Annotated in this window: 20 protein-coding genes; 12 read left to right on the forward strand and 8 right to left on the reverse strand. The window is 59.4% G+C overall.

What is annotated here, in order from left to right; genetic code table 11:
- Window positions 1-8: 8 nt before the first annotated feature.
- From V6765_RS02615 to V6765_RS02645, 7 genes are all read right to left on the reverse strand, one after another.
- Entirely contained in the window at window positions 9-368 is a 360-nt protein-coding gene (locus V6765_RS02615; RefSeq protein WP_448426226.1) for a RidA family protein, read from the reverse strand.
- Between the two features lie 119 nt (window positions 369-487).
- Window positions 488-1,594 (reverse strand): mandelate racemase/muconate lactonizing enzyme family protein, encoded by a 1,107-nt coding sequence (locus V6765_RS02620; RefSeq protein WP_448426228.1) that lies wholly within the window; start codon window positions 1,592-1,594, stop codon window positions 488-490.
- A 34-nt stretch (window positions 1,595-1,628) separates the two neighbouring features.
- Window positions 1,629-2,936, reverse strand: coding sequence for a TRAP transporter large permease (locus V6765_RS02625; protein ID WP_448426230.1), 1,308 nt, complete (start codon window positions 2,934-2,936; stop codon window positions 1,629-1,631).
- Window positions 2,927-3,511, reverse strand: coding sequence for a TRAP transporter small permease (locus V6765_RS02630; protein ID WP_448426232.1), 585 nt, complete (start codon window positions 3,509-3,511; stop codon window positions 2,927-2,929). Before V6765_RS02630 ends, V6765_RS02625 begins: the two co-directional genes overlap by 10 nt.
- Window positions 3,512-3,549: 38 nt before the next feature.
- A complete protein-coding gene (locus tag V6765_RS02635; protein ID WP_448426233.1) occupies window positions 3,550-4,944 on the reverse strand; it encodes an FAD-dependent oxidoreductase in 1,395 nt (464 codons plus the stop codon).
- Window positions 4,937-5,242: a (2Fe-2S)-binding protein gene (locus tag V6765_RS02640; protein WP_448426235.1), complete on the reverse strand. Its 306-nt coding sequence runs from the start codon at window positions 5,240-5,242 to the stop codon at window positions 4,937-4,939. Before V6765_RS02640 ends, V6765_RS02635 begins: the two co-directional genes overlap by 8 nt.
- Entirely contained in the window at window positions 5,211-6,320 is a 1,110-nt protein-coding gene (locus tag V6765_RS02645) for an NAD(P)/FAD-dependent oxidoreductase (RefSeq protein ID WP_448426237.1), read from the reverse strand. Before V6765_RS02645 ends, V6765_RS02640 begins: the two co-directional genes overlap by 32 nt.
- A gap of 129 nt (window positions 6,321-6,449) precedes the next feature.
- On the opposite strand from V6765_RS02645, the gene V6765_RS02650 reads away from it, so the two are divergent.
- Together V6765_RS02650 and dctP are read left to right on the forward strand one after the other, a co-directional pair.
- Window positions 6,450-7,361, forward strand: a complete 912-nt coding sequence (locus tag V6765_RS02650; RefSeq protein WP_448426239.1) for a LysR substrate-binding domain-containing protein — start codon at window positions 6,450-6,452, stop codon at window positions 7,359-7,361.
- Between the two features lie 166 nt (window positions 7,362-7,527).
- Complete coding sequence (gene dctP / locus V6765_RS02655) at window positions 7,528-8,553, forward strand: TRAP transporter substrate-binding protein DctP (protein ID WP_448426241.1); 1,026 nt, start codon at window positions 7,528-7,530, stop codon at window positions 8,551-8,553.
- Window positions 8,554-8,859: 306 nt separating this feature from the next.
- On the opposite strand, the gene V6765_RS02660 is transcribed toward dctP, so the two are convergent.
- Window positions 8,860-9,618, reverse strand: coding sequence for a DeoR/GlpR family DNA-binding transcription regulator (locus V6765_RS02660; protein WP_448426242.1), 759 nt, complete (start codon window positions 9,616-9,618; stop codon window positions 8,860-8,862).
- A 74-nt stretch (window positions 9,619-9,692) separates the two neighbouring features.
- On the opposite strand from V6765_RS02660, the gene V6765_RS02665 reads away from it, so the two are divergent.
- The 10 genes from V6765_RS02665 (at window position 9,693) to V6765_RS02710 (ending at window position 20,998) form a co-directional block, all read left to right on the forward strand.
- Window positions 9,693-10,325 (forward strand): TIGR00725 family protein, encoded by a 633-nt coding sequence (locus tag V6765_RS02665; protein ID WP_448426244.1) that lies wholly within the window; start codon window positions 9,693-9,695, stop codon window positions 10,323-10,325.
- Window positions 10,326-10,382: 57 nt separating this feature from the next.
- Window positions 10,383-11,453, forward strand: coding sequence for an ABC transporter ATP-binding protein (locus V6765_RS02670; protein WP_448426246.1), 1,071 nt, complete (start codon window positions 10,383-10,385; stop codon window positions 11,451-11,453).
- An 8-nt stretch (window positions 11,454-11,461) separates the two neighbouring features.
- Window positions 11,462-12,349 (forward strand): carbohydrate ABC transporter permease, encoded by an 888-nt coding sequence (locus tag V6765_RS02675; RefSeq protein ID WP_448426247.1) that lies wholly within the window; start codon window positions 11,462-11,464, stop codon window positions 12,347-12,349.
- Complete coding sequence (locus V6765_RS02680; protein ID WP_448426249.1) at window positions 12,346-13,173, forward strand: carbohydrate ABC transporter permease; 828 nt, start codon at window positions 12,346-12,348, stop codon at window positions 13,171-13,173. Before V6765_RS02675 ends, V6765_RS02680 begins: the two co-directional genes overlap by 4 nt.
- Window positions 13,174-13,238: 65 nt before the next feature.
- Window positions 13,239-14,492, forward strand: a complete 1,254-nt coding sequence (locus V6765_RS02685) for an extracellular solute-binding protein (protein WP_448426250.1) — start codon at window positions 13,239-13,241, stop codon at window positions 14,490-14,492.
- Window positions 14,493-14,599: 107 nt separating this feature from the next.
- Complete coding sequence (locus V6765_RS02690) at window positions 14,600-16,216, forward strand: Na/Pi cotransporter family protein (protein ID WP_448426252.1); 1,617 nt, start codon at window positions 14,600-14,602, stop codon at window positions 16,214-16,216.
- A 161-nt stretch (window positions 16,217-16,377) separates the two neighbouring features.
- Window positions 16,378-17,430: a LacI family DNA-binding transcriptional regulator gene (locus V6765_RS02695; protein WP_448426254.1), complete on the forward strand. Its 1,053-nt coding sequence runs from the start codon at window positions 16,378-16,380 to the stop codon at window positions 17,428-17,430.
- Between the two features lie 207 nt (window positions 17,431-17,637).
- Window positions 17,638-18,855 (forward strand): M24 family metallopeptidase, encoded by a 1,218-nt coding sequence (locus V6765_RS02700; RefSeq protein WP_448426256.1) that lies wholly within the window; start codon window positions 17,638-17,640, stop codon window positions 18,853-18,855.
- The gene (locus tag V6765_RS02705) at window positions 18,855-19,943 is read left to right on the forward strand and encodes an ABC transporter ATP-binding protein (RefSeq protein ID WP_448426258.1); all 1,089 of its coding nucleotides are present in this window, start codon (window positions 18,855-18,857) and stop codon (window positions 19,941-19,943) included. Before V6765_RS02700 ends, V6765_RS02705 begins: the two co-directional genes overlap by 1 nt.
- A 23-nt stretch (window positions 19,944-19,966) precedes the next feature.
- A complete protein-coding gene (locus tag V6765_RS02710) occupies window positions 19,967-20,998 on the forward strand; it encodes a polyamine ABC transporter substrate-binding protein (RefSeq protein ID WP_448426259.1) in 1,032 nt (343 codons plus the stop codon).
- Window positions 20,999-21,010: the final 12 nt, after the last annotated feature.

A 21,010-nucleotide genomic window follows, 5' to 3' on the forward strand; every position in this document is an offset into this window, starting at 1 on the left:
AATAGCAGCTACTCATTGCCACGTCCGATCTCGCTGATCGCCGTCACGATGATCTCGACCTTCAGGTCAGGCCGTGCCAGTCTCGCCTCACAGCACGCCCGTGCAGGCGGGCTCCCGGTTGGAACCCAGGCGTCCCAGACCGCATTCATCTCGGCAAAGTCATCCATATCCGAGAGCCATATGATTGCTTGCAGCATGTGGGCCCGTGATGAGCCCGCCTCTGCGAGTAGCTCATCGATACGGCCAAGGCAGTCGCTTGTCTGTTCGACAATTGTCGAGCCATCGCCCACCTGACCGCAGAGATAGACAACGCCGTTATGTTTGACGATCCTGCTCATTCTTTCGCCGACATGAAGCCGCTCGATCATTTTGCTTTCTCCTGACATGTTGCACGGGGCCGTCCCAGCCGTGGAGCTATACCGGCGGACGCTTAGGTCCCCGCCATTGCGGCTCCTACCGGCCCGGTACATAGTTTTGAGCTCTGAGGCTAAGCTGCGTACTGCGAAAGCTTGGCCTCATCCAGCGCGACGCCAAGGCCGGGGCGAGCGGTGAGCCTGATGGTCGCGTCGGAAATATCGAGGCTACCAGCCTTCAAAATGTCGTCCTGCAAGCGTTGGGTTGACATCAGTGCGGCGGAATAGGGAATTGCATTCGGGAGGGATGCGGCGAAATGGAGGCTGGCCGCCACATTGCCGCCGGTTTCGACCATGCTGTTCATGAAGACCGGGATATTGGCCGCCTCCATGATGGCCGCGATCTTTTTGGCTTTCAGAAAGCCCTCGCTTTTCTGCAGTTTGATGCTGACGATGTCGACCGCGCCGCTGCGGGCAAGCGACATGGCGTCATAGATAGAGCAGAGGCTTTCATCGGCGGAAATCTGCGCGCTGACGGAGCGGCGCACACGCACAAGGTCCTCTACGTCGTGGCGCGGGACCGGCTGTTCGACCCAGGCCGGATTGTACGGTTCCATCTTGCGGATGCACTGGATAGCGATCTGCGGTGTCCAGCCCTGGTTTGCATCCGGTATCAGGACAAGTTTGTCGCCAATGGTTTTGCGGACGGCGGCAACCCGTTCCACCTCGACCTCGGGGTCGTTGTGGCCGACCTTGATCATGAAGGACCTGTGGCCCCGTTTCATGGCCTCTTCTGCTTCCCGGCAGTTTGTATCGGCGTCGCCGCCCATCAGTGGCCACAGCAGCGGGAAGCTGTCGCGGACCTTGCCGCCGAGCAACTGATAGACGGGAACATCAAGACTCTTGCCGATCAGGTCGTAAAGGGCAATGCCGATTGCCGCCTTGGCGAAGGAATTGCCTTTCAATACTTCGTCCATCCGCTTGTGAATCTTTTCGACGGAGTAGATGTCCATACCCTTGATGGCAGGGGCGAGGTAGTCCCGCAATGCGCTGACGACGGATTGCTGGCTTTCCTCGGAGAAGGTGGGCGAGGGGGAGGTGTCGCCGATGCCGTAAATGCCGTTGTCCGCATGAAGCTTGATCACCACCGATGTGGCATAGCCCACGGTTCCGTGGGACAGCACGTAGGGCATGATCGTCGGCACCTTGACCGGAAAGATCTCAATCTCGGTAATTTTCATGTCTTCGACATCCTTTCAGGACTGGGCTGCCGGCCTACCGGATGGCGCCAAGCAAAGTGGGTAGATAGAGTGATAGCGGGGGCCAGAAGGTCGTCAGGAGGACGACGGGCAGCGAGGCGAACAGGATCAGGATCATCGAGGGGCCGATCATCTTGTCGATCGTGACCCTCCCGACCCTTGCGCCGATATACATGATGCCGGCCATCGGAGGCGTCATCATGCCCATGCCGAGATTTGTGCCGATGATGGCTGCGAACTGGATGGGATGAACGTCCAGGCTAAGGATGACGGGGTAAAGCAACGGCGTGACCAACAGAATGCCGCTGAGCTCATCCATGATCATGCCGGTGATGATAAGCAGAAGATTTATGAGAAGAAGGATCAGGATCGTGTTCGAGGAGAGCGCCAGAAGCGTCTCGCTGACCTGTTGCGGCACTCTTTCCATGACATAGATGCGGCCAAGGAGCGCCGCAAAGAACGTCATCACGATCATCGTGCCGGTGCTGACCGCGGAGGTGCGAAGCGCGAAGAGGACCTGCCTGATCGACATTTCGCGGTAGACGACAAGACTGAGAAAGATGACGTAGAAGACCGCAACCGCAGCGGCTTCCGTCGGCGTCATGACCCCGCCATAGATGCCGCCGAGAATGACCACAGGAAGCAGAAGCGCGCCAAAGGCGGATTTGCTTCTGCTGCGAATGTCCCCCAGGGTTTCCTTCAAGGAAAGCTGCGTTTTCGCCTGAACCGCCGGAAACTTGCGGACCATGATCAGGTTGAGAATGCAGAAGAGAATGGCAAGCAGCACGCCCGGCCCGATGGTCGCCAGAAAGCAGGCCGCAACGGATTGGCCGGTGACGAATGCAAACATGATCATAGCAAGGCTTGGCGGGATCATGGTGGCGAGAACGGCGGCGGACGAGATCAACGCCGCTGAATATCCGCGAGGATAGCCTTGTTTTTCCATTTCCGGGATCATCGTCGTGCCGATGGCGACGACGGAAGAGGCCGCAGCTCCCGAAATGGCGCCGAATACGCATGAAACCACAACGGCAACAATGCCAAGCCCACCCCGGATGCGCCCGAAGAACGCATCGGCAATGCCGATCAGTCGCTTCGAGATACTGCCTGCCGTTACGAGGTAGCCGACGGCGATGAAGAACGGCAAAGTCAGGAGCGTGACGGAATTGAAGGTTGCAAAACCTGCCGGAAGCAGGAAGTCGGGATTGTAGTCCTTCACGATCACCAGAAAGACGGTGGAAGCGAGGAAGCCGAAGGGGATCGGTACGCCGAGGAATATCGTTGCGGCGAAGATCGCGAGCGAAAGCAGGATGACTATATCCATGTCTCAAGCTCCTCCCGTTCCGACATGAGGCTGTTATGAGAGGCCGCGCCGCCCAGGAAGACGACCCTGAACCAGCCGATGGTTTCGATGAGGAAGTAAAACGCCATCAGAATGATACCGATGAAAATGGCGACCTGGAAAAAGACGATTGGGTAGGTCGAGCCGATAAAGGTCGCCGCCGACTGTTCGTTGTGAGAATAGCCCCATTCAACAAATCGCCAGCCCCAGGGAATGATGTAGGCCAGCAGCGCGAACGAGATGAAATTCGTCGAAAGCTTCACAATTGCCATATGGGCGGGGTTGCGAAGGATCAGATGGGTCAGTTCGGCGGTGATGTGGCTTCTGGAATAGGTGCCGTAGGCGGCCCCAATGAAGTAGATCCAGAAGGCGATATAGGCGCCCAACTCTTCTATGCCGACGATGGATGAGCCGAGGATATAGCGTGACACCACCTCGGCACATATCGCAAGGGTGGTCAGTACGAGGGCCACGAGCATCACGAGGCGCTGCACTTTTAAAAGCGTATTCCAACAGAACCACATGACTCCACTCCGGGAGCCTTCTTGTCCGTTCATCGTGGTTAGTTCCCCTGTTTTTTGTTTCCGAAAGCTTGCTATTGGGTTTCGCTCTGCGAAGCAGCCGCAAGCGCCGATAATTCTCCCAAAGTTACCGGTTTGAAAGGTGGCCGTATCCGGTAGTATCCGATTTCTTCGTGGGAGCGGCCGTGTTCTGAGGCCAGAAGTTCCGTAACAGTCAGCCCGCAATAGCGCCCTTGGCAGGGTCCCATCCCACAACGGCCGAAGGACTTTGTCTGGTTCGGTCCGAGGCAGCCGAGGCTTGCGTAGCGCCTTATGTCTCCGGCCGACACTTCCTCGCAGCGGCAGATGATCGTTTCATCCAACGGGGCCAAGGCGTTCGCATAGGGAGGGTACGCCCGGTCGATGAAAGGTCTTGCCGCCAGTTCTCCGGCAAGTCTTCGGCGGAGCGGAATGGCTCTTTGATCACGCTCTTTCGTGTCCATGTGTCCGAGATCATGCGCGATCGCCAGTGCGGCGAGCGCTCCAGTCAGACCGGCCGCCTCTGCGCCGCCAATCCCGCCCCCGTCGCCGGCGATGAAGACCTCGGGAAGCGGTGTGCGTCCCCATGAGTCCTTTTCCGGCGCGAAACTGCGCTGCGACTCATGCCATCGATGGGCAATGCCGAGAGAACGGGCGATCTGCGTGTTGGGAATGACGCCGTGATGAAGCAGGACCGTGTCGCATGAAACCCGATGTTGTCGTCGTTTGGAAACGAAGGTGACGGCCCGGGCTCTGTCATTACCTTCGATCGCGATTGCACTCGCACCCTTGTAGCGCGGCACACCAGCCCGCCTGATCTCGGCGATCAGCTTCAGACCCTTTGAGAGGTAACGCCATCCTTTCAATGCATCGTCAAGGTGCACGCTGGCAGCGGCAAGGTCAGAAACCGTCTGGGTTTCGACAAGAGCGAGAGGCTTCGTACCGGCGCGGCACATCTGGGCCGCCACGAGATAAAGAAGAGGGCCGCTGCCCACCAGAACGGCATTCTCGCAAAGCATGCCGGATTGCTTCAGCAGAATCTGCGCCGCCCCGGCCGTCATGACGCCCGGCAGGGTCCAGCCCGGCAGCGGCATGGCGCGCTCGAGCGCGCCGCTGGCAATTAGCAGCCGCTTCGCCTTCATGCTGCCGACTGAGCCTTTATGGGTGAAGCTCACCGTCGTGTTCTGCTCGACCTGCCAGACGACAGCTCCTTTGAGGTGACGGATATTGGTATGCTGAAGACCGTGAACATAGGTCAGCCCCCCGGCGAAATCAGCGCCGAGAACGCCGCTTCGCTGAGCCGATGCCTGCTCGACAGCCCGATAGATCTGGCCGCCGGCCTGCGGCTGTTCGTCAAGAAGCAGGACCGAAAGGCCGGTTTCAGCAGCCAAGCGCGCCGAGGACATGCCTGCGGGACCTGCGCCTATGACGATGAGATCGACCTCAGTCATGGCGCTGCTCTCCTGCCGGCGGCATCCTGACCGTCATCCCGTCGCGAACCTTCGTGAGGCAGGCCTGACGGGTTATGCCGTCGATTTCGACAAGACAGTCGAAACAGGCTCCCATCATGCAGAACGGGGAACGCGGCGCGCCTGATACCGGCGTATGGCGGAAATGGGTGACGCCCGCCGCCATCAGTTCGGCGGCAAGGTTTTCGCCGGCCTCAACCCGGAGTTCTTCTCCCGCGAAAGAGATGCGGGCGCTCCGAGCGCCGGGCTCAAGCTTGCGAAAATACGAAACGGTTTTCACTGAACACCTCAAGATCGGGAGCATGCGCTTCTTCTTCGAGCCAGTCCGGCAGGAAGCGAGCATGGGCGGCGGCAAGGGTTATGCCGCTATGACAGGTCACCAGATAGGCGCCCGGCATCTGCCCGCTTTTCTGGTATATCGGCATGCCGTCCGGCGTGAGCACTCGCAACGCGCCCCAGCTTCGAACGAGCTGTGCCTTGCGAAGCGCTGGATAGACCTCGATCGCCTTGGCAGCGAGACCGGCGATGCCAGTGATGGTCACACCATCGTCGAACCCCACGCTTTCATTGGTTGCTCCGATCTGGACGCCGCCTTCATTGACCTGACGCGCAAAGAGGGATGGCCGGTTCATGAGTTTCGGCATCTTTTCCGTGATCAGAACCTGGCCTCTCTCCGGACGAACCGGTGCTTTGAACCCAAGCTTCGGACCGAGATCCGCTGCGCCCAAGCCTGCACAAAGCACGACCTTTCCGGCGTAAACAGCTGTTCCGTCGCCGCATGCGATACGAAAACCGTCGCCCTTTCGTTCGACCGAGTTCACGGTCTTCCCATTCAAGATGCGCCCTCCTTTGCGGCGGACATCGTCTGCAACGGCGCGCAGAAATTTCAGCGGGTTCACATGACCGTCCTGGTGATGAAGTATTGCTCCCACCACTTTCGGGCCGATCTCGGGCTCTTCCTTTCGCAGTTCGTTGTGCCCCAGCACGTCGAAAGGATAGTTGTTGTTAAGCTGTGCCTTTAGGATTTTGTATTTTTCAATCGTGTCGGCCAGGCTTTCTTCGGAAAAATGAAAGTCGTAGCCGCCATTCTGTGTGAGCGACACATCGCATCCCGTGTTCTCGCGCAACTCGTCGGCAAACGCTTTCCAAGCCGCAGCGGAGGTCTGAGACCATGCGCCATAGCGCGGCTGGCGCATTCCCTTGGACTGGACCCAGACCAATCCGAAATTCCCGCGGCTGGCGCGAAAACTGCCATCGCCGCCGTCCAGCACGGTTACTGATCGCTTCCGTTCCAGCAATCCCCATGCGATCGAAAGTCCTACAGCTCCGCCGCCGATGATGGCGTAGTCAGATTCCATTATGTCAGCTCTCAGACGGATTACGCCGCTCGGATCAAGCGCGTTTGTCTGGCCATCCTAGAGAATTGCTGGACATAGGTTCAAATTGTAAATATCGTTGAGTCAATAAGTTTTGTCTATGGGTGGAGCGTGAACCTTTCCTTTCGCCAACTTCAGACCTTTGTGGAGGTCATGCGCACCGGCTCGGTCTCGGAAGCTGGCCGGTCATTGGGGCGAACCCAACCTGCGGTGAGCGCCATGATCGCCGGACTGGAAGGGGAAATCGGTTTCCCGCTCTTTGAAAGGGATCGTGGAAGGCTCGTGCCAAAGCCTGAAGCCCACTATTTCATGGAGGAGGCCGAATTCGTTCTCGAGCGGCTTAGTCAATCCGCAAGAACATTGCAGGCGATCGGAAATCTCGAAAAAGGAACACTGCGCATCGCATGCAATCCCGCTGCGTCGAGCTTTCTCATGCCGCAGGTCATCTCGACCTTTCTGGAGCACAAGCCTGATGTGAAAGTGTCATTGATGATGGGGTCTTCTCCGGTGGTCGTGGACTGGATTGCGTCGCAGCACTACGACGTGGGCTTTGCCGAAGCGCTTCCGGAACGACGGACGGTCGATACCGAGACCTTTGAATTTCCTTGTGTCTGCGCCTTTCCGCGGGGCGATGCTCTGGAAAAGAAAAGCGTCGTAACCGCCGCCGATCTGAGTGGAAAGCCGATGGCCTTGCTCTATGACGGGCATACGCTCACCACACAGATCAAGGAAGCATTCCGGGCCGCAGGCGCTGAGCTCGATCAGCGGGTCGAATTGCGGACCTTTCTTCCTGCATTGCAGCTTGTGGCTGAAGGTCATTGCTACACGATCTGCGAGACTTTGACCGCCGCGAGCTATCAGCGGATTTTCGGGGACCGGGGTGGAGTGTGTTTCAGATCGTTCTCGCCGGCGATTGCGCACACGATGTCGCTGATGACGCCTGCGAACCGCCCGCTCTCCCTACTTGTCGACGCGTTCACCGCCGAGTTGCGAAAGCAGATTCCAATTATGTCCTCGCTTTGAAGTGACTCCGCAGCTTACTTACATTCTACTTCCCATAAGACGAATCTATAGATTTAGCGATTTTTCAAATTTTCCTTTTTTCATTGCGCTCAATACTGTTGCTGGCGAGCGCGCTGGTAGTTGCTGGTGTCTGCTCAAGGATGACAAGGGTTGAAAGGAACCTGATATGGGGAACAACAGTTTTAAGGGTCGCCTGCTGCAAGGTGCAGCGCTCGCGATCGGCATTCTCGCGGTGGCGGGAAGTGCGCAGGCAGATGGAAAGCGCCTGAAATGGTCGCATTTCGAGCCGATCGGCTCGATTGTGGATACCACCACCAATGCCATGGCGGAGGAAATAGAAGCTAAGACGGATGGCCGTATTCAGTTCGATGTGTTTCCGGCAAGTCAGCTAGGCGATTGGAACGAGGTCTCGCAGCAGGTTGAAAGAGGCATCGTCGATTTTGCGACCCAGCCCGTCGCGGCGACGTCCGACCCGCGGCTCAACGTTCGTGTTCTCCCTTACTCCGTCATGAACTATGCCGAAGCCGAGAAAGCCTATTTCGGCGATGATGCCTACATGTTCGATCTTATGGCCGAACTGATGAGTGAGAGCAATTTGACCGCCCTCGGCGTGGTTGCCCAAGGTTTCGGGGGCGGAGGGTTCAGCGAAGAATGCCCGGACGAGCCATTCGAACTTGGTATCTCCAGAACTGAAAAGATGCGCTTTCCGCCAGGCAACCAGGCTTGGGAAAAGCTGGTGCAGGCGCTCGGATATTCTCCTGCCGCCGTTCCGTGGAGCGAGCTTTATCTCGGGCTCCAGACAGGTGTCGTTGATGCCCAGGTCGGGGGACAGCCCGCTTCGACGCTGTCGAATTTCCGTGACGTTACCAAGTGCTGGGTGCAGTACAATACCCACTTCCAGAACTCGTTTGTCTTCGCCAACAGCGAGACCTTCGACGCGTTTTCCGAAGAGGACCAGAAAACCGTCAGGGATATCGTAACCAAATATGCGATGGAAAGCATGGAGATGGCGAGAGAGGCCGACAGGAAGTCCATGGATGAGATGGTGGCATCGGGCATCACTGTGATCACGCCATCTGACGAACAACTTGCGACCCTCGCAAAAGGCGTCCGTGAGCAAGTCTGGCTCGTCATGGATCCGACGATTGGCAAGGATATTATGGACATGATGCGCGGGAAGGCAGGACTTTAAAGCGTTCGAGTCCGGCAAGTAACATCTGGGGCGATGCGCGATCGCCTCGGGTGCAGCCGGGTTTCTCTCAGACGGCATTCGGCCCCGGTGAGTCTTCGTGCCGATATGCACGGCACGTTTTTTTTGTGAGCGAAAGCCTCCATCTCGATCATCCATGGAGGGAAATTACATGAGAGACATCATCCGCATTGGAAACTGATCTCCGTCGCAGCAGCGCCGGTTGCGCATGCCGTCTGATGATGTTCGCGCAACGTCTTGGAACGAGTGACAGCGGGGGCACCCGACGCAGACGGTATCTTTTCTAGATCACTTGGCGACAGAGACGTTCGATAAACTTGCATCCGCCTTGCCGTCGATGACGGCGTCGAAATCGGAGAGGTCGGCGAAGGCGGAGAGTGCTGAGCGGCCAAACTTGCTGGGGGTGGCAAGCAGAAGCTTCTTGCCGGCCGCGTGCATGGCGGCTTTCTTGACAGCGATCTTCGAAAGGTCGAAATCCATCACGCGCCCGTCATTGTCGATGGCCGAGCAGGCGATCAGGGCGTAGTCGACCCGCAATGCCGCAAGCGACAGCATGATTTCCTCGCCCACCAGCGAGCCATCGCGCCCTTCGACCTTGCGTCCGAGAACGTTGACGTCGTGGTGGGCCGGATCAAATGCGAGGGCTGCGCGCATCGAATTGGTGAATATCCTGAAGCCTGGCCGGTGGTTGAGCGCCGTTGCTGCGGCCTCGATGGTGGTGCCGACATCGAGGAACAGGGTCGCGCCTTCCGGCACAAGCTTCATTGCCGCTTCCGCCACGCGCGCCTTGTCATCGATTGCGACGCTGAGCTTGTGATGATGGTCGAGGCGGATCGATTCATTGCCGCCGATCGCCCCCGCGCCGCCATGGAAACGCTGCAGCAGTCCCGCCTCCGACAGGAAGATGATGTCGCGCCGCACGGTCTGCGCTGACACACCAAACTCTTCTGCCAGCCCCTCGATCGTCACGAAACCGGAAGATTCGGCGCGGATCAGGATTTCGTTCTGCCGTGAATTCAGTTGCTGGCGTTGGTCGTCTGGCTTCATGCGCTTGTCCTGCGTGTCTATGTGATGTAAGAAAGTTTACACATCACATCCAGATTTGTAAATAAGAGGCGTCAATGTCAAACCCAACCTATCTTCTTTCCCAAGGCGCAGTCTATGGCCCGCAGGGGCGATTTGACCCGTGGGGCTGGGCCTGGGAGCCCGGCCCTTCACCCGACGGCGGCGTGGAGCTGACGGCCCGTCAGGCGGTTGCCCACCTCGCCACGTCCGGCGCTCGGCGCATTCCCGTCGGGGTGATCGGGCCACGCGAGTGCGAAGCGGAAAAGCTTTCCATCGCAGAGGATGTTGGCGCCGGCATCGGCGCTTTGGGGTTGACGATGATCTGCGGCGGCCGGACGGGCGTCATGGCCGCTGCGGCCAAGGGATGCCGCGTCGCAGGCGGTCTGACGGTCGGACTTCTCCCCGGCCATGACTGGCGCGAGGCCAATGACGATATCATGTTGCCGATTGCCACCGGACTGAGCGAAGCGCGCAACATGATCATCGCCAAGTCCTGCGCGGTTCTTGTGGCAATCGGGGGGTCCTACGGCACGCTGAGCGAGATCGCCTACGGGCTCCATTTTTCCAAGCCTGTGATCGTCTTGGCCGACGCCCATGATGTCGACGGAACGGAGAGGGCCGAAAGCGCGGAGGACGCTCTCGAGCGCCTCTGCTCCCATCTGATGGCGGATGCCAAATCTGTCATATAATTGACATGCGCTTCGGGTAGTTGTAAATAAACTTCCAAAAGGGAGGAGCCTTTTCACATGGCAGCGATATTGGAGTTGCGAGACGTCACGCGTCGATTTGGCAGCGTCACCGTGCTTGACGATGTTTCAATCACAATCGGGGAGGGGAGTTTCACGGCGCTTCTTGGTGCATCCGGATGCGGCAAGTCGACGAGCCTCAGGATTATGGCCGGACTTGACCGGCCGACAGAGGGTGAGGTGCTTCTTGCCGGATCCGATGTGAGCGGGCAGAGCGCCTACCAGCGCAACGTCGCCATGGTGTTCCAGTCCTACGCGCTCTATCCGCATTTGACGGTCGCACAGAACATCGCGTTGCCTCTGACGATGCGCCATCTCTCGGCACTCGGACGGATACCGCTCGTCGGCGCTCTCGTGCCGGGTACTGCAGAGGCGCGCCGCCTGATCATGGCAAAGGTCGGAGACGCAGCCGAGGCTCTGGCGTTGGACAAGTTGCTGGACCGCAAGCCGGGGCAGCTTTCGGGTGGACAGAAGCAGCGCGTCGCACTTGGTCGCGCGCTGGTGCGCGATCCGGCTTTGTTCCTTCTGGACGAGCCGCTGTCCAACCTCGATGCGCGTCTGCGCATCCGCATGCGGGCTGAGATCAGCGCCCTGCATCGCCGCACGGGCAAGGCCTTCGTCTATGTGACGCACGATCAGACCGAGGCGATGGCCATGGCCGATCAGATCGTGGTGATGATCGGCGGCCATGTGGCCCAGGCCGGCGCGCCGCGCGACCTCTACGAGCGCCCCGCAAACCGGGATGTCGCAGCTTTCATCGGTCATAACGCCATCAACTTCCTGGAGCCGGGCGACGGCATCGATGTCGGCGGGTCCGTTGCGGGACTGAGGCCGGAAGATCTTGTCCCGGACGCGGCCGGCCCGCTTACCGCCAGCCTTGAAACTGCGGAATATCTCGGCTCGGAAATCGTGCTTGGCCTGCGCAGCGGCAAGGGCACCGAAATCCGCGCGATCGCGCCCGGAGACTTCGCCGTGCCGGCGCCGGGAAGCGAGGTCCGTCTAGGCTATCAGCCGCAGAAGCTCCATCTCTTCGACGGCGTCACGGGTAAGCGTCTGGGGTCGGCGGCATGAGGCTTTCCTTGGAAAAACGCCAGGCGCTCACCGATCTCTGGCTCGTCGGTCCCGCGACGCTGGCGCTTGCCGTCTTCATCTTCGTACCGGTGATCATCGTGGCGGTGCTGTCCTTCACGGATTATCAGTTCGGCGCAGAGACATTCAACTGGAACGGCATCGGCAATTTCATCAAGCTGTTTTCCTCCAGCATCGGCCGGCGTGCGGTGACCAACACGCTTCTCTATGTGGCGATTGTCATTCCGTTCTCGGTCGGTTTCGGCCTGCTGGTCGCGATCGGCCTTTACCGGATGGCGGGTTGGGCACCAAGGCTCTCCAATGTCATGAAAACCGTCTATTTCCTGCCGGTCGCGGCGACGCTGGTCGCCATGTCCGTGGCCTGGCAGATGGTGCTGCATCCCTCGCTGGGTGTTGTGAACCAGGCCCTCGTCAGCATGGGCGGCGAGCCGCAAAACTGGCTGAGCGATCGCGGACTGGTGCTCTATACCCTTGCCATGATCGGCATCTGGCAAAGCGTCGGCTATAACATGGTGCTGTTCATGGCGGGCCTCGCCGCCATCCCCGCCGAGCTTTACGACGCAGCGGAGGTCGACGGCGCAGGTGGCGGCTGGTCGCGGTTTTGGACGGTTACCTGGCCGATGCTCGGGCCGACGACGCTGTTTGTCATGGTGATCACGGCAACCAATGCGTTTCGCGTGTTCGAGACCGTGGCGACGATGACCAGAGGCGGGCCAGCCTTTGCCTCCGACACGCTGGTCTATGCGCTCTATCGCGAAGGCTTCGTCTATTTCAAGGCGGGCTATGCGAGCGCCATTACCGTGGTGTTCTTCGCCTTCCTTCTGGCGCTCACCGCCTTCCAGTTCCTGGTGGTCGAAAAGAGGGTGCATTACCGATGACACGCACGATCCCCGGTCGTTTCGTTTCGACCCTCCTTCTCGCGCTCGGCGCTGCGGTGATCCTATTGCCGTTCGTGTGGATGCTTTCGCTATCGATCAAGCCGCGCGACGAAATCTTCTCGCCAACGATCCATTGGCTGCCCTCGCGCATCGAATGGAGCAATTTCACCTATGCGCTGACGCAAACCGACATTCCGCTGTTCCTCTGGAACGGGGTCTTGATGGTCGCAGGCATCCTGTTCTTCCAGGTGCTGTTTGCCGTGCCCTGCGCCTATGCGCTGGCGCAGCGGCGCTTTGCCGCGCGCGGGCTGATCTTCGCCCTCGTGCTGATGGCGCTGCTCGTGCCGTTCCATGTCACCGCGATTCCGATTTTTCTGGGCTTCGCCAAGATCGGAATTCTGGACACGATGTGGGCGCTGATCCTGCCCTTCATACCGACGGCGTTCGGCATCTTCCTGTTCCGGCAGTTTTTCGCGCAGCTTCCATCGGATCTGTTCGATGCCGCCCGGGTGGATGGTCTCAGCGAAACGGCCATCGTCTGGCGCATTGCCTTTCCTCTGGCGATGCCGGCGGCGACAGCCTTTGCGATCTTCTCGGTCACGGCCCACTGGAACGATCTGTTCTGGCCGCTGATCGCCACGACCGATCCGAACCTCGCCACTCCGCCGCGCGGCATCCTTTATTTCCGCGATCAGGAATCCGGCGACAATGTCGGCCCGCTCATGGCCGCCGCCGTGATCATTACCGCGCCTCTCGTCGTCGCCTTCCTTCTGGCCCAGCGCAAGTTCATCCAGGGCATCGCGGCCGGCGGGCTCAAGGGGTGATGAGAGACACAGAAAGACGATTTCCAACAGTATCAACGCAGTCCATCAATGAGGAGTGAAGCAGCATGAAGACTATTCTACTCGCAACGGCATTCGCCCTGACCGGCGCCACTACCCTTTACGCACAGGAAACCGAAATCCGGGTTCACTATTCCATCCCCACCATCTGGTCCGACACGCAGGAAAAGCTTGCCGAGGCCTTCATGGCGGAGCATCCGGACATCAAGATCAATCTGGACGGGCCGGCTGAAAACTACGAGGACGGGGTTCAGCGCCTTCTTCGTGAGTCGGTCGCAGGCAACGCGCCCGATGTTGCCTATGTCGGTCTGAACCTTTGGCGGGTTCTGGAAGACCGCGGCCTGGCCCAGCCTGTGGATGTCTTCCTCGGCGAAGACCCGGCGGCCGAGGGCTACACGCCCGCGCTGCTTTCTCTCGGCAGGTTCCAGGACCAGCAATATGCGTTGGCGACCTCCGCCTCCACGCTCGTCATCTACGCCAACCCCGTGCTGGTCGAGAAGGCCGGCGGCTCGATGGACGACTTTCCCAATACGTTTGACGGCGTCATCGAACTGGCAGCCGCGATAAGTGCATTGCCGGACGGCGCCGATGGCGTATGGATCGCCCGTCACGACTGGCGCTATCAGTCGCTGCTCGGCTCCTATGGCGGGCGTCCGATGAATGCGGACGAGACCGACATCACCTTCGACAGCCCAGAAGGCATCGAGGCGGCCGGCCTCTATCAGCGTTTCGTCGATGAAGCTGGGATGCGTCCGTATTCTGAAAATGACGCCCGACAGGCCTTCCCGGCAGGAAAGCTCGGAATCATGTTCGAAAGCTCCTCGCTCGAGACCCGTTTCACCGAAGGCGCGGGCGACAAGTTCGATGTCACCGTCAAGCCGTTGCCGATCGCAGCCAGCGACACGTCCAAGGTGTATTTCCCGACCGGCGGGTCGGCGATCGTCATGCTCACCGAGGATGAGGCCAAGCAGAAGGCCGCCTGGGAATACATGGCGTTCGTGACCGGCCCTGAAGGCCAGAAGATAATCGTGGAAAATACCGGCTATGCGCCCGCCAACGCCAAGGTGATCGAAGACCAGTCATATCTCGGCGACTTCTATGCCGAAAACCCCAATGCCTTGGTGGCTCATACCCAGATCGCAAACTACGCAGGCCCCTGGTACGCCTTTCCCGGCCCCGAGGGCGTTGCCGCAACCGATCTGATTGCGGCTTCGCTGGAAGACATCACCGATGGCGCCGACCCGGCATCGACCATCGAGGATCTCGCCGAAACGCTGCGTGACCTTCTCGGCATGAACTGACGCGACAATGCACCGGCGGGCGCACCGTAAAGTGCCCGCCGGTTCAGATATCCACGTTTGATGCAAAGCGGCGACGTTAAGGGGAAAACAGCCTAGAGGATTGCTAAGTGCTGATTTTGGGTTTTCTGGTTCAGTTGATGAGTGGAGCGATGCTCCTGCTGTTCTCGGTGCGGTTCATGCGCATCGGGATCGAGCGTTTGTGGAGCGCTGAAATCCGCTCAAGCCTCAGCGAGGGCTCGTCCCATCTGCGCAACCTGATGAAGGGAACCGTTCTCGGGTTCGTCATGCAGGGCGCAACCGTCGTCATGCTGATGGCGGCGGGTTTGGCGGGGGCAGGAGCCATTCCGCTTGTGTCGGCTGCCGTCGTCGCGCTCGGGGCCGATATGGGATCAGCCCTTGCCGTGCGCTTTCTCCAACTGCCGATCTCCGCACTCGGACCGCTCGCGATCCTCTGCGGCGCGACGACCTATCTCAGGGCCCACAAGCCGCGCATCCGGAATTTCGGTCGGGTGGTGCTCGGCCTCGGGCTGATCCTTCTGTCGCTGTCGATCATTCGCAGCGCCGTCGAGCCGATCGGCTCGCTTCAGGGCGTCGCGGCGGTGGCCGACTATCTCAACAGGGATGTGGTGACGGCCGCGCTCGCCGGTGTCGTGCTGACCCTGGTCATGCATTCAAGCGTCGCCGCAGTGCTCACCGCCATTGCCTTTGCCGCCCATACGGCATTCGGTCCGGTGGGCGCGCTCGGCTTCGTGCTCGGCTGCAACCTCGGAAGCGGTCTCCTGCCGCTCTGGCTCCTGAATGCCGAAAGCCAGCGCACGAAGGCCGTCGCCGGATCCGTCGCTATTTTGAGGTCGGGGCTTGCCGTCGTGCTCGTGGCACTTCTGGCTTTTACCAGAAGCGGTGTTGAAGAATGGATCCTCTGGCCGGTCGGCGAAGTGATGCTTGCCGGCCATCTTGCGTTCAATTTCGCGCTCTTGTTGTTATGTCCGCTCTGCATCAGGCTTTGCGTGATGTTCGAGCGACGGCTGGCGGTCGTTCAGAAATCCCTCGGAACACCGCTTCCGCGCGGTGCAGCCAATGATATCAGCCTGGCCCTGCCGGCGCTGAAGCACAAGCTCTCGGGCATGCTCGATCTCGCATCCGTTATGCTGGACGAGGTGATGGCGGATCAAACCGACAAGGAGGCAATCCTGGCGCTGGAGCAGAAGATGAATGCCAGTCTCGCCAGCATCCGCTCCGCTTACGCAGCGCTTCCCGATGGCGGCGAGAGTGACATGAAGGATATAAACCAGATCCTCGACTACGCGATCCGGATCGAGCGCTGCGGCGATGTTCTGTCAGGCAAGCTTCAGAAAATGCGGGCGCTCCAGCACCAGGATGGATTGCGGTTCTCCGAACAGGGGCAAGCGGAGATCGCCGGCCTCGTGGAGGCGGTCCGCGAGGCCATTCTCATTGCCCATGATGTGACATGGACCGGTAATGCGACCGCCGCCGAACGTCTGGTGCGCCACAAGCAACGCGTGGCGGAAATGGAGGCCCAGAGCAGGGCGCTGCATCTTGCAAGGCTGCGAAGCGGGAACCTCGCAAGCATGGATTCAAGCGACCAGCACCTGGAGACGATCGCCTCGCTGAAGGAAATCAACAGCAAGTTCGCGACAATCGGCTACGCTATCCTCGAACGCGCCGGCGGCCTGAAGAAGACGCGGTTGAAAAATCCCGCTTGAAAAGTCCCGCATGAAGAATTGTCTCTGTGACTGCCTGCCGGTACGGTTGTCGCTTTGTGCCAGTGCTCCTCCGGCAAAGGGAGAAGAGGACGCCCTATACAATCGATTGCACCTCATTTAGAAGTTGTCTTTCAGACGCATAGCAGCGAAAGGGAGACACGATGCCAGCTTCACCTTCCGACATGTCGAAGGATCGTTCGCGGGCCCGCAACCAACCGACGATGGCGGAGATCGCTCGTATTGCCGGCGTCGATATCTCGACCGTCAGTCGCGCCCTGGCTGGCAGCCCTCGGGTGGCAAAAGAGACTCGCGCGCTGATCGACAAGGTCGTTGAGGAAACCGGCTATGTGGTGAACGAACGCGCGCGGGCATTGCGCGACGGTCGGGCAAACCAGGTTCTGGTCATCAGCGCGGATATCGCCGCTCCTTTCTACTCCGATGTCATTCAAGGTATAGTGAGCACGCTTGCCGAGCGTGGGATAAACGTTCTGCTCGGGATAACACTGCAGCAGGAAAAGCGCGAAGCCCAGCTTGGTAGGCAGCTTCTGACAGGCGTGGTCGACGGAATCATTAGTCTGACCGGTAATATCCCGAAGCCGGTCTTGGGCATTGCCGACTTCAGCAGCAAGATCGTAGCGGTATCGCGACCGATCACCCGGGACGGAATCACAAGCATTACGATCGACAACCATGCGGCCACCAGAGAGGTGATGGAGCACCTCTACGCGATGGGCCATAGGAAGATTTTCTATATCGGTGGGCCGGGTTATTCCCAGACATACCGCGATCGCAGCGCGGCCTACGTCGATTTCATGCGTGACAATGACCTCGTCGAACTGACGAGCGCACGTTCGACCGAGACCTTCAACGACGACGCCGATTCCGGTTTTGCGATCATGAAATCCGCGCTTGAAAGCGGCTCGCGGCCGACGGCGGTGTTTTGCGCCACGGACGAACTCGCAATCGGCGCAATGGCGGCGGCGCGTCAGACCGGGCGGACCATACCCGATGACATTTCTTTTTTTGGATTTGACGACCTTAAACTGACCGGCATGATGTTTCCGCCGCTCTCTACTGTAGCCGTCCCGCGCTTTGAGATGGGGCGTCGGGGCGCGGAAGAGCTGTTTCGTCAAACCTACGAGGGCGCAGAAACTTCGGGCAAAATCGTGCTCGATCACCGCCTGATTTTGCGGAAGAGCGTATCGCCAATCTGACGTTCCAGGCGCCCTTCCCATGTAGTTCCGCCTTCTCATTCGATGCTCCAGAGGCTCGGCCTGCCGCTGTCAGCGCCGTTTTCGCGTTTAGAAAGTCTTTGAAGACTTTCAGTCTTTCTAGTCCCCCAAAAAAATCCTGAACTCGTGATTGACAATCCAAACGATTGGACTGATGATACAAACGATTGTACAACTTGAGAGGCGCTAGTGTTCGACGAACTTTCTCAATCAGATTCCGAGATTTCGACAGAAGGGCGGACGCACGCCGCAGACGCCGCCGGAAAGAGCAGCGGATATCGAGCCGAGACCGCGCAGAGGGTCGAAACGCTTGCGCAATTGCTGCGCTCACGGAATATCGATGTCGCCATCATCGATGCCGCGGAGGACATGCGCTACCTGTTCGGCTACTCGGCGAGCGCGGTGATGTATCAGTGCTGCATCGTCACCGCCGATGGCAAGGTGCATGGCGTTGTCCGCAAGCTGGATGAGGCGCTTTTTGATGCCGCCTCCTGGGTAACGGACCGGGTGAGCTATTCGGACTGGGAGGATCCGATCGAACTTCTGATTTCGGAAATCCGGCGGCTCGGGCTGGCGCGAGCGACAATCGCGCAGCAACTCGATTCCAACTACCTCACAGTTGGCGATCAGCGCCGCATCGCGGCCGGGCTTCCGGATGCAGAATTTCATGACCTCTCGGGTGTTGTTCTTGAGATGCGCGCCCGCAAGTCGCCTGCCGAGATTAACGAGCATCGCCGCGCTGCCGCAATCGCCGACATCGGCGTGGCCGCCATCCTCGACGCGCTGGAGGAAGGCGTTAGCGAGGGAGAACTGGTCGCGGCGGGTTACGCTGCGGCTCTGTCCGCGGGAGCGGACAACAATGCGCCGCGCATCGTCTTGCTCGGTATGGGTGCGGCAACGCAGCATTATCACTCAAGCGTGGGAAACCGGCGTCTTGAGCTTGGGCAGCCTGTACATATCGAACTGCTTCCGCAGTCGAGCGGCTACTCGTCCCGTCTGATGCGTCCCGCAGTGCTTGGCACGCCGCCCGCATATCTGCAGCTCGGCGTCAACCAGTTGGTGGAAATCCAGAACCGTCAATTCGCGGCCATTCGCCCCGGCGTTCCTGCAAAGGAGATCGACCGGATTGCGCGCGAGGGTCTTGCCACAGCCGGGCTGCGATCCGCTTTTCCGCACAACACCGGTTATGGCGTTGGGATCATTACGGGCCCAAAACTGGCGGACTTCTCGCATCTGTTCACGCCAGAATCGGACTGGGAACTACAGCAAGGCATGATCTTCCATATGTACCTCTCGGCGGCGGGGATACAGATCAGCGAGACTGTGTGTGTAACCGATGATGGCGTGGAAGTTCTGACACGGACACCACGGAAACTGCACGTACGAGAGCCCGGAGGGATGATCTGATGCCGGATCGAGCGCCCGCCGCCGTCGCCTTTGATGGAGTCACCCGCCGCTATGGGGCTGTTACGGCAGTTCGGAATGTCAGTTTGGATATTGCGCCTGGCGAGTTCTTCGCGCTGCTCGGTCCCAGTGGTTCTGGCAAGACGACGCTGCTGATGCTTCTGGCGGGCTTCGATCAACCGAGCGATGGACGCGTCCTGATGGCAGACACGCCGATTTCCGACCTGCCGCCTCACCGCCGACGGATCGGGGTCGTGTTCCAGAACTACGCCTTGTTTCCACACATGACGGCGGCTGAGAATGTCGCCTATCCGCTCAAGATGCGCGGCGCGCCGCGCGGCGAGCGAGAGGCGCGAGTCAATGCCGCGCTGGGCATTGTCAACCTTGCCGACAGAGCCGACGCGTATCCTTCGCAGTTGTCAGGGGGGCAACAACAGCGCGTGGCACTGGCGCGGGCATTGGTATTCGGCCCCAGCCTGCTTCTGATGGATGAACCGCTCGGCGCACTCGATCGGCGCTTGCGGGATCAGATGCAGATCGAGCTCAAACGCATCCAGCATGAACTCGGCGTAACGGTGATTTACGTGACCCACGACCAGTCCGAAGCGATGGCGATGGCGGACCGGATCGGAATAATGTCAGGGGGGAAACTCCTGCAGGTGGCCGATCCCGAGACGATTTATGCGGCGCCTTCTAGCCATTTCGTCGCTCGCTTCATCGGAGAGTGTTCCATTTTGCGGGTACGGTCCATCGACGGCGGAAAGGGGTACGAGATCGGCCGATCGCGTCAGGCGCTGCCGCAGCCTGCAAGCGAGCCTTTTGATATCGTCGTTCGACCGGAGAATGTTTTCGTCCGGCCTACAGACCAGCCTCTCACAGAGGATGAATTCGGCGTAGCCGCTACAATCCGCGAGGTGACCTATCTCGGCGCAGGCTGGCGTGTGGCGTTGGAGCTTTCAGACGGACAGCTGCTACAGACGAGCGTTCCGCGCGGCCATGCGCTTTCGGGAAACCTCACGCCCGGCGTTGCTGTCATCGCACGATGGAGCCCCGGCTCCGTTGCCACTCTTCCCACTGAACAAACAACGTAAAACGGAACAGCAAGGAGAAACACATGGCATTAGCAAAACTTAACACCGGACTATCTGCTGCGATATTCTCAACTGGGCTTCTGTTGTCGGGCATCCCGTCCGCTGCGAGCGCCGCAGAAGTGGTGATTTCGTCATATGGCGGGTCGTTTCAGGAGGCCCAGAAGGTCGCCTTCTTTGATCCTTATGCCGAGGCTGCCGGGGTGACAGTCATCGACACAACCGGCACGGGCTATCCCAAGGTGAAAGCGATGGTCGAAAGCGGAAACGTTACCTGGGACGTGATTTCCGCTGATGGCGCGGCCTATGAAAATGAGGTCCAAGATGGGCTTCTGGAGCCGATCGACTATGCTATTGTCGATGCAACTGGCATCCCGGAGAATCTACGCCGGGAATATGGCGTCGGCTATATCAAGTTCTCTGAAAACCTCGCCTGGAGCAAGGATGCCTTTCCCGATGGGCTGACCCCATCTCAGTTCTTCGACCCCTCGGTCAAGGCGCGTCGGGTAATGCTCGACAAGCCCTATTACAATCTGGAATTCGCGCTGATGGCAGACGGCGTGCCGGCGGACGAGCTCTATCCGCTGGATGTCGACCGCGGCTTGAATGTCATCGACCGGATCAAGGACCAGCTCATAGGATTCAAATCCTCCTCCGACATTCAGGCGCTTATCCAGCAGGGCGAGGTGGAAGCCGCGCTTGGGCCGAATGGCCGGCTGAACAACGCAATCGATGCCGGCTCGAACTGGACTTATGGCTGGGACGCCTCGGTTGTGGCTGTCGAGTATTGGTCGGTCGTCAAGGGCGCGCCGGACAAGGATGAAGCCATGAAGTTCATCAATTTCGCTATCGCGCCGGAGCAGCAGGCGGCACTTACCCGTCAGATTCCCTACGGCCCAACCGATGCCGCCGCTCTTGATCTTCTTGAGCCGGCGATCGCGGAGAACCTGCCCAGCCACCCGGCCAATACCGATAAGGGTGCACTACTCGACTCGGCATGGTGGAATGAAAATCTCGATGACGTGAAGGCGCGGTGGGACGAATACGTTCTGCAGTAAACAAAGAGAAGG

This window comes from Martelella sp. FOR1707, assembly GCF_053484265.1.

Coding starts and splice junctions, on each gene's coding strand:
- V6765_RS02615 (WP_448426226.1), bottom strand. CDS start 368: ATGATCGAGCGGCTTCATGTCGGCGAAAGAATGAGCAGGATCGTCAAA.
- V6765_RS02620 (WP_448426228.1), bottom strand. CDS start 1,594: ATGAAAATTACCGAGATTGAGATCTTTCCGGTCAAGGTGCCGACGATC.
- V6765_RS02625 (WP_448426230.1), bottom strand. CDS start 2,936: ATGGATATAGTCATCCTGCTTTCGCTCGCGATCTTCGCCGCAACGATA.
- V6765_RS02630 (WP_448426232.1), bottom strand. CDS start 3,511: ATGAACGGACAAGAAGGCTCCCGGAGTGGAGTCATGTGGTTCTGTTGG.
- V6765_RS02635 (WP_448426233.1), bottom strand. CDS start 4,944: ATGACTGAGGTCGATCTCATCGTCATAGGCGCAGGTCCCGCAGGCATG.
- V6765_RS02645 (WP_448426237.1), bottom strand. CDS start 6,320: ATGGAATCTGACTACGCCATCATCGGCGGCGGAGCTGTAGGACTTTCG.
- dctP (WP_448426241.1), top strand. CDS start 7,528: ATGGGGAACAACAGTTTTAAGGGTCGCCTGCTGCAAGGTGCAGCGCTC.
- V6765_RS02660 (WP_448426242.1), bottom strand. CDS start 9,618: ATGAAGCCAGACGACCAACGCCAGCAACTGAATTCACGGCAGAACGAA.
- V6765_RS02665 (WP_448426244.1), top strand. CDS start 9,693: ATGTCAAACCCAACCTATCTTCTTTCCCAAGGCGCAGTCTATGGCCCG.
- V6765_RS02670 (WP_448426246.1), top strand. CDS start 10,383: ATGGCAGCGATATTGGAGTTGCGAGACGTCACGCGTCGATTTGGCAGC.
- V6765_RS02680 (WP_448426249.1), top strand. CDS start 12,346: ATGACACGCACGATCCCCGGTCGTTTCGTTTCGACCCTCCTTCTCGCG.
- V6765_RS02685 (WP_448426250.1), top strand. CDS start 13,239: ATGAAGACTATTCTACTCGCAACGGCATTCGCCCTGACCGGCGCCACT.
- V6765_RS02695 (WP_448426254.1), top strand. CDS start 16,378: ATGCCAGCTTCACCTTCCGACATGTCGAAGGATCGTTCGCGGGCCCGC.
- V6765_RS02705 (WP_448426258.1), top strand. CDS start 18,855: ATGCCGGATCGAGCGCCCGCCGCCGTCGCCTTTGATGGAGTCACCCGC.
- V6765_RS02710 (WP_448426259.1), top strand. CDS start 19,967: ATGGCATTAGCAAAACTTAACACCGGACTATCTGCTGCGATATTCTCA.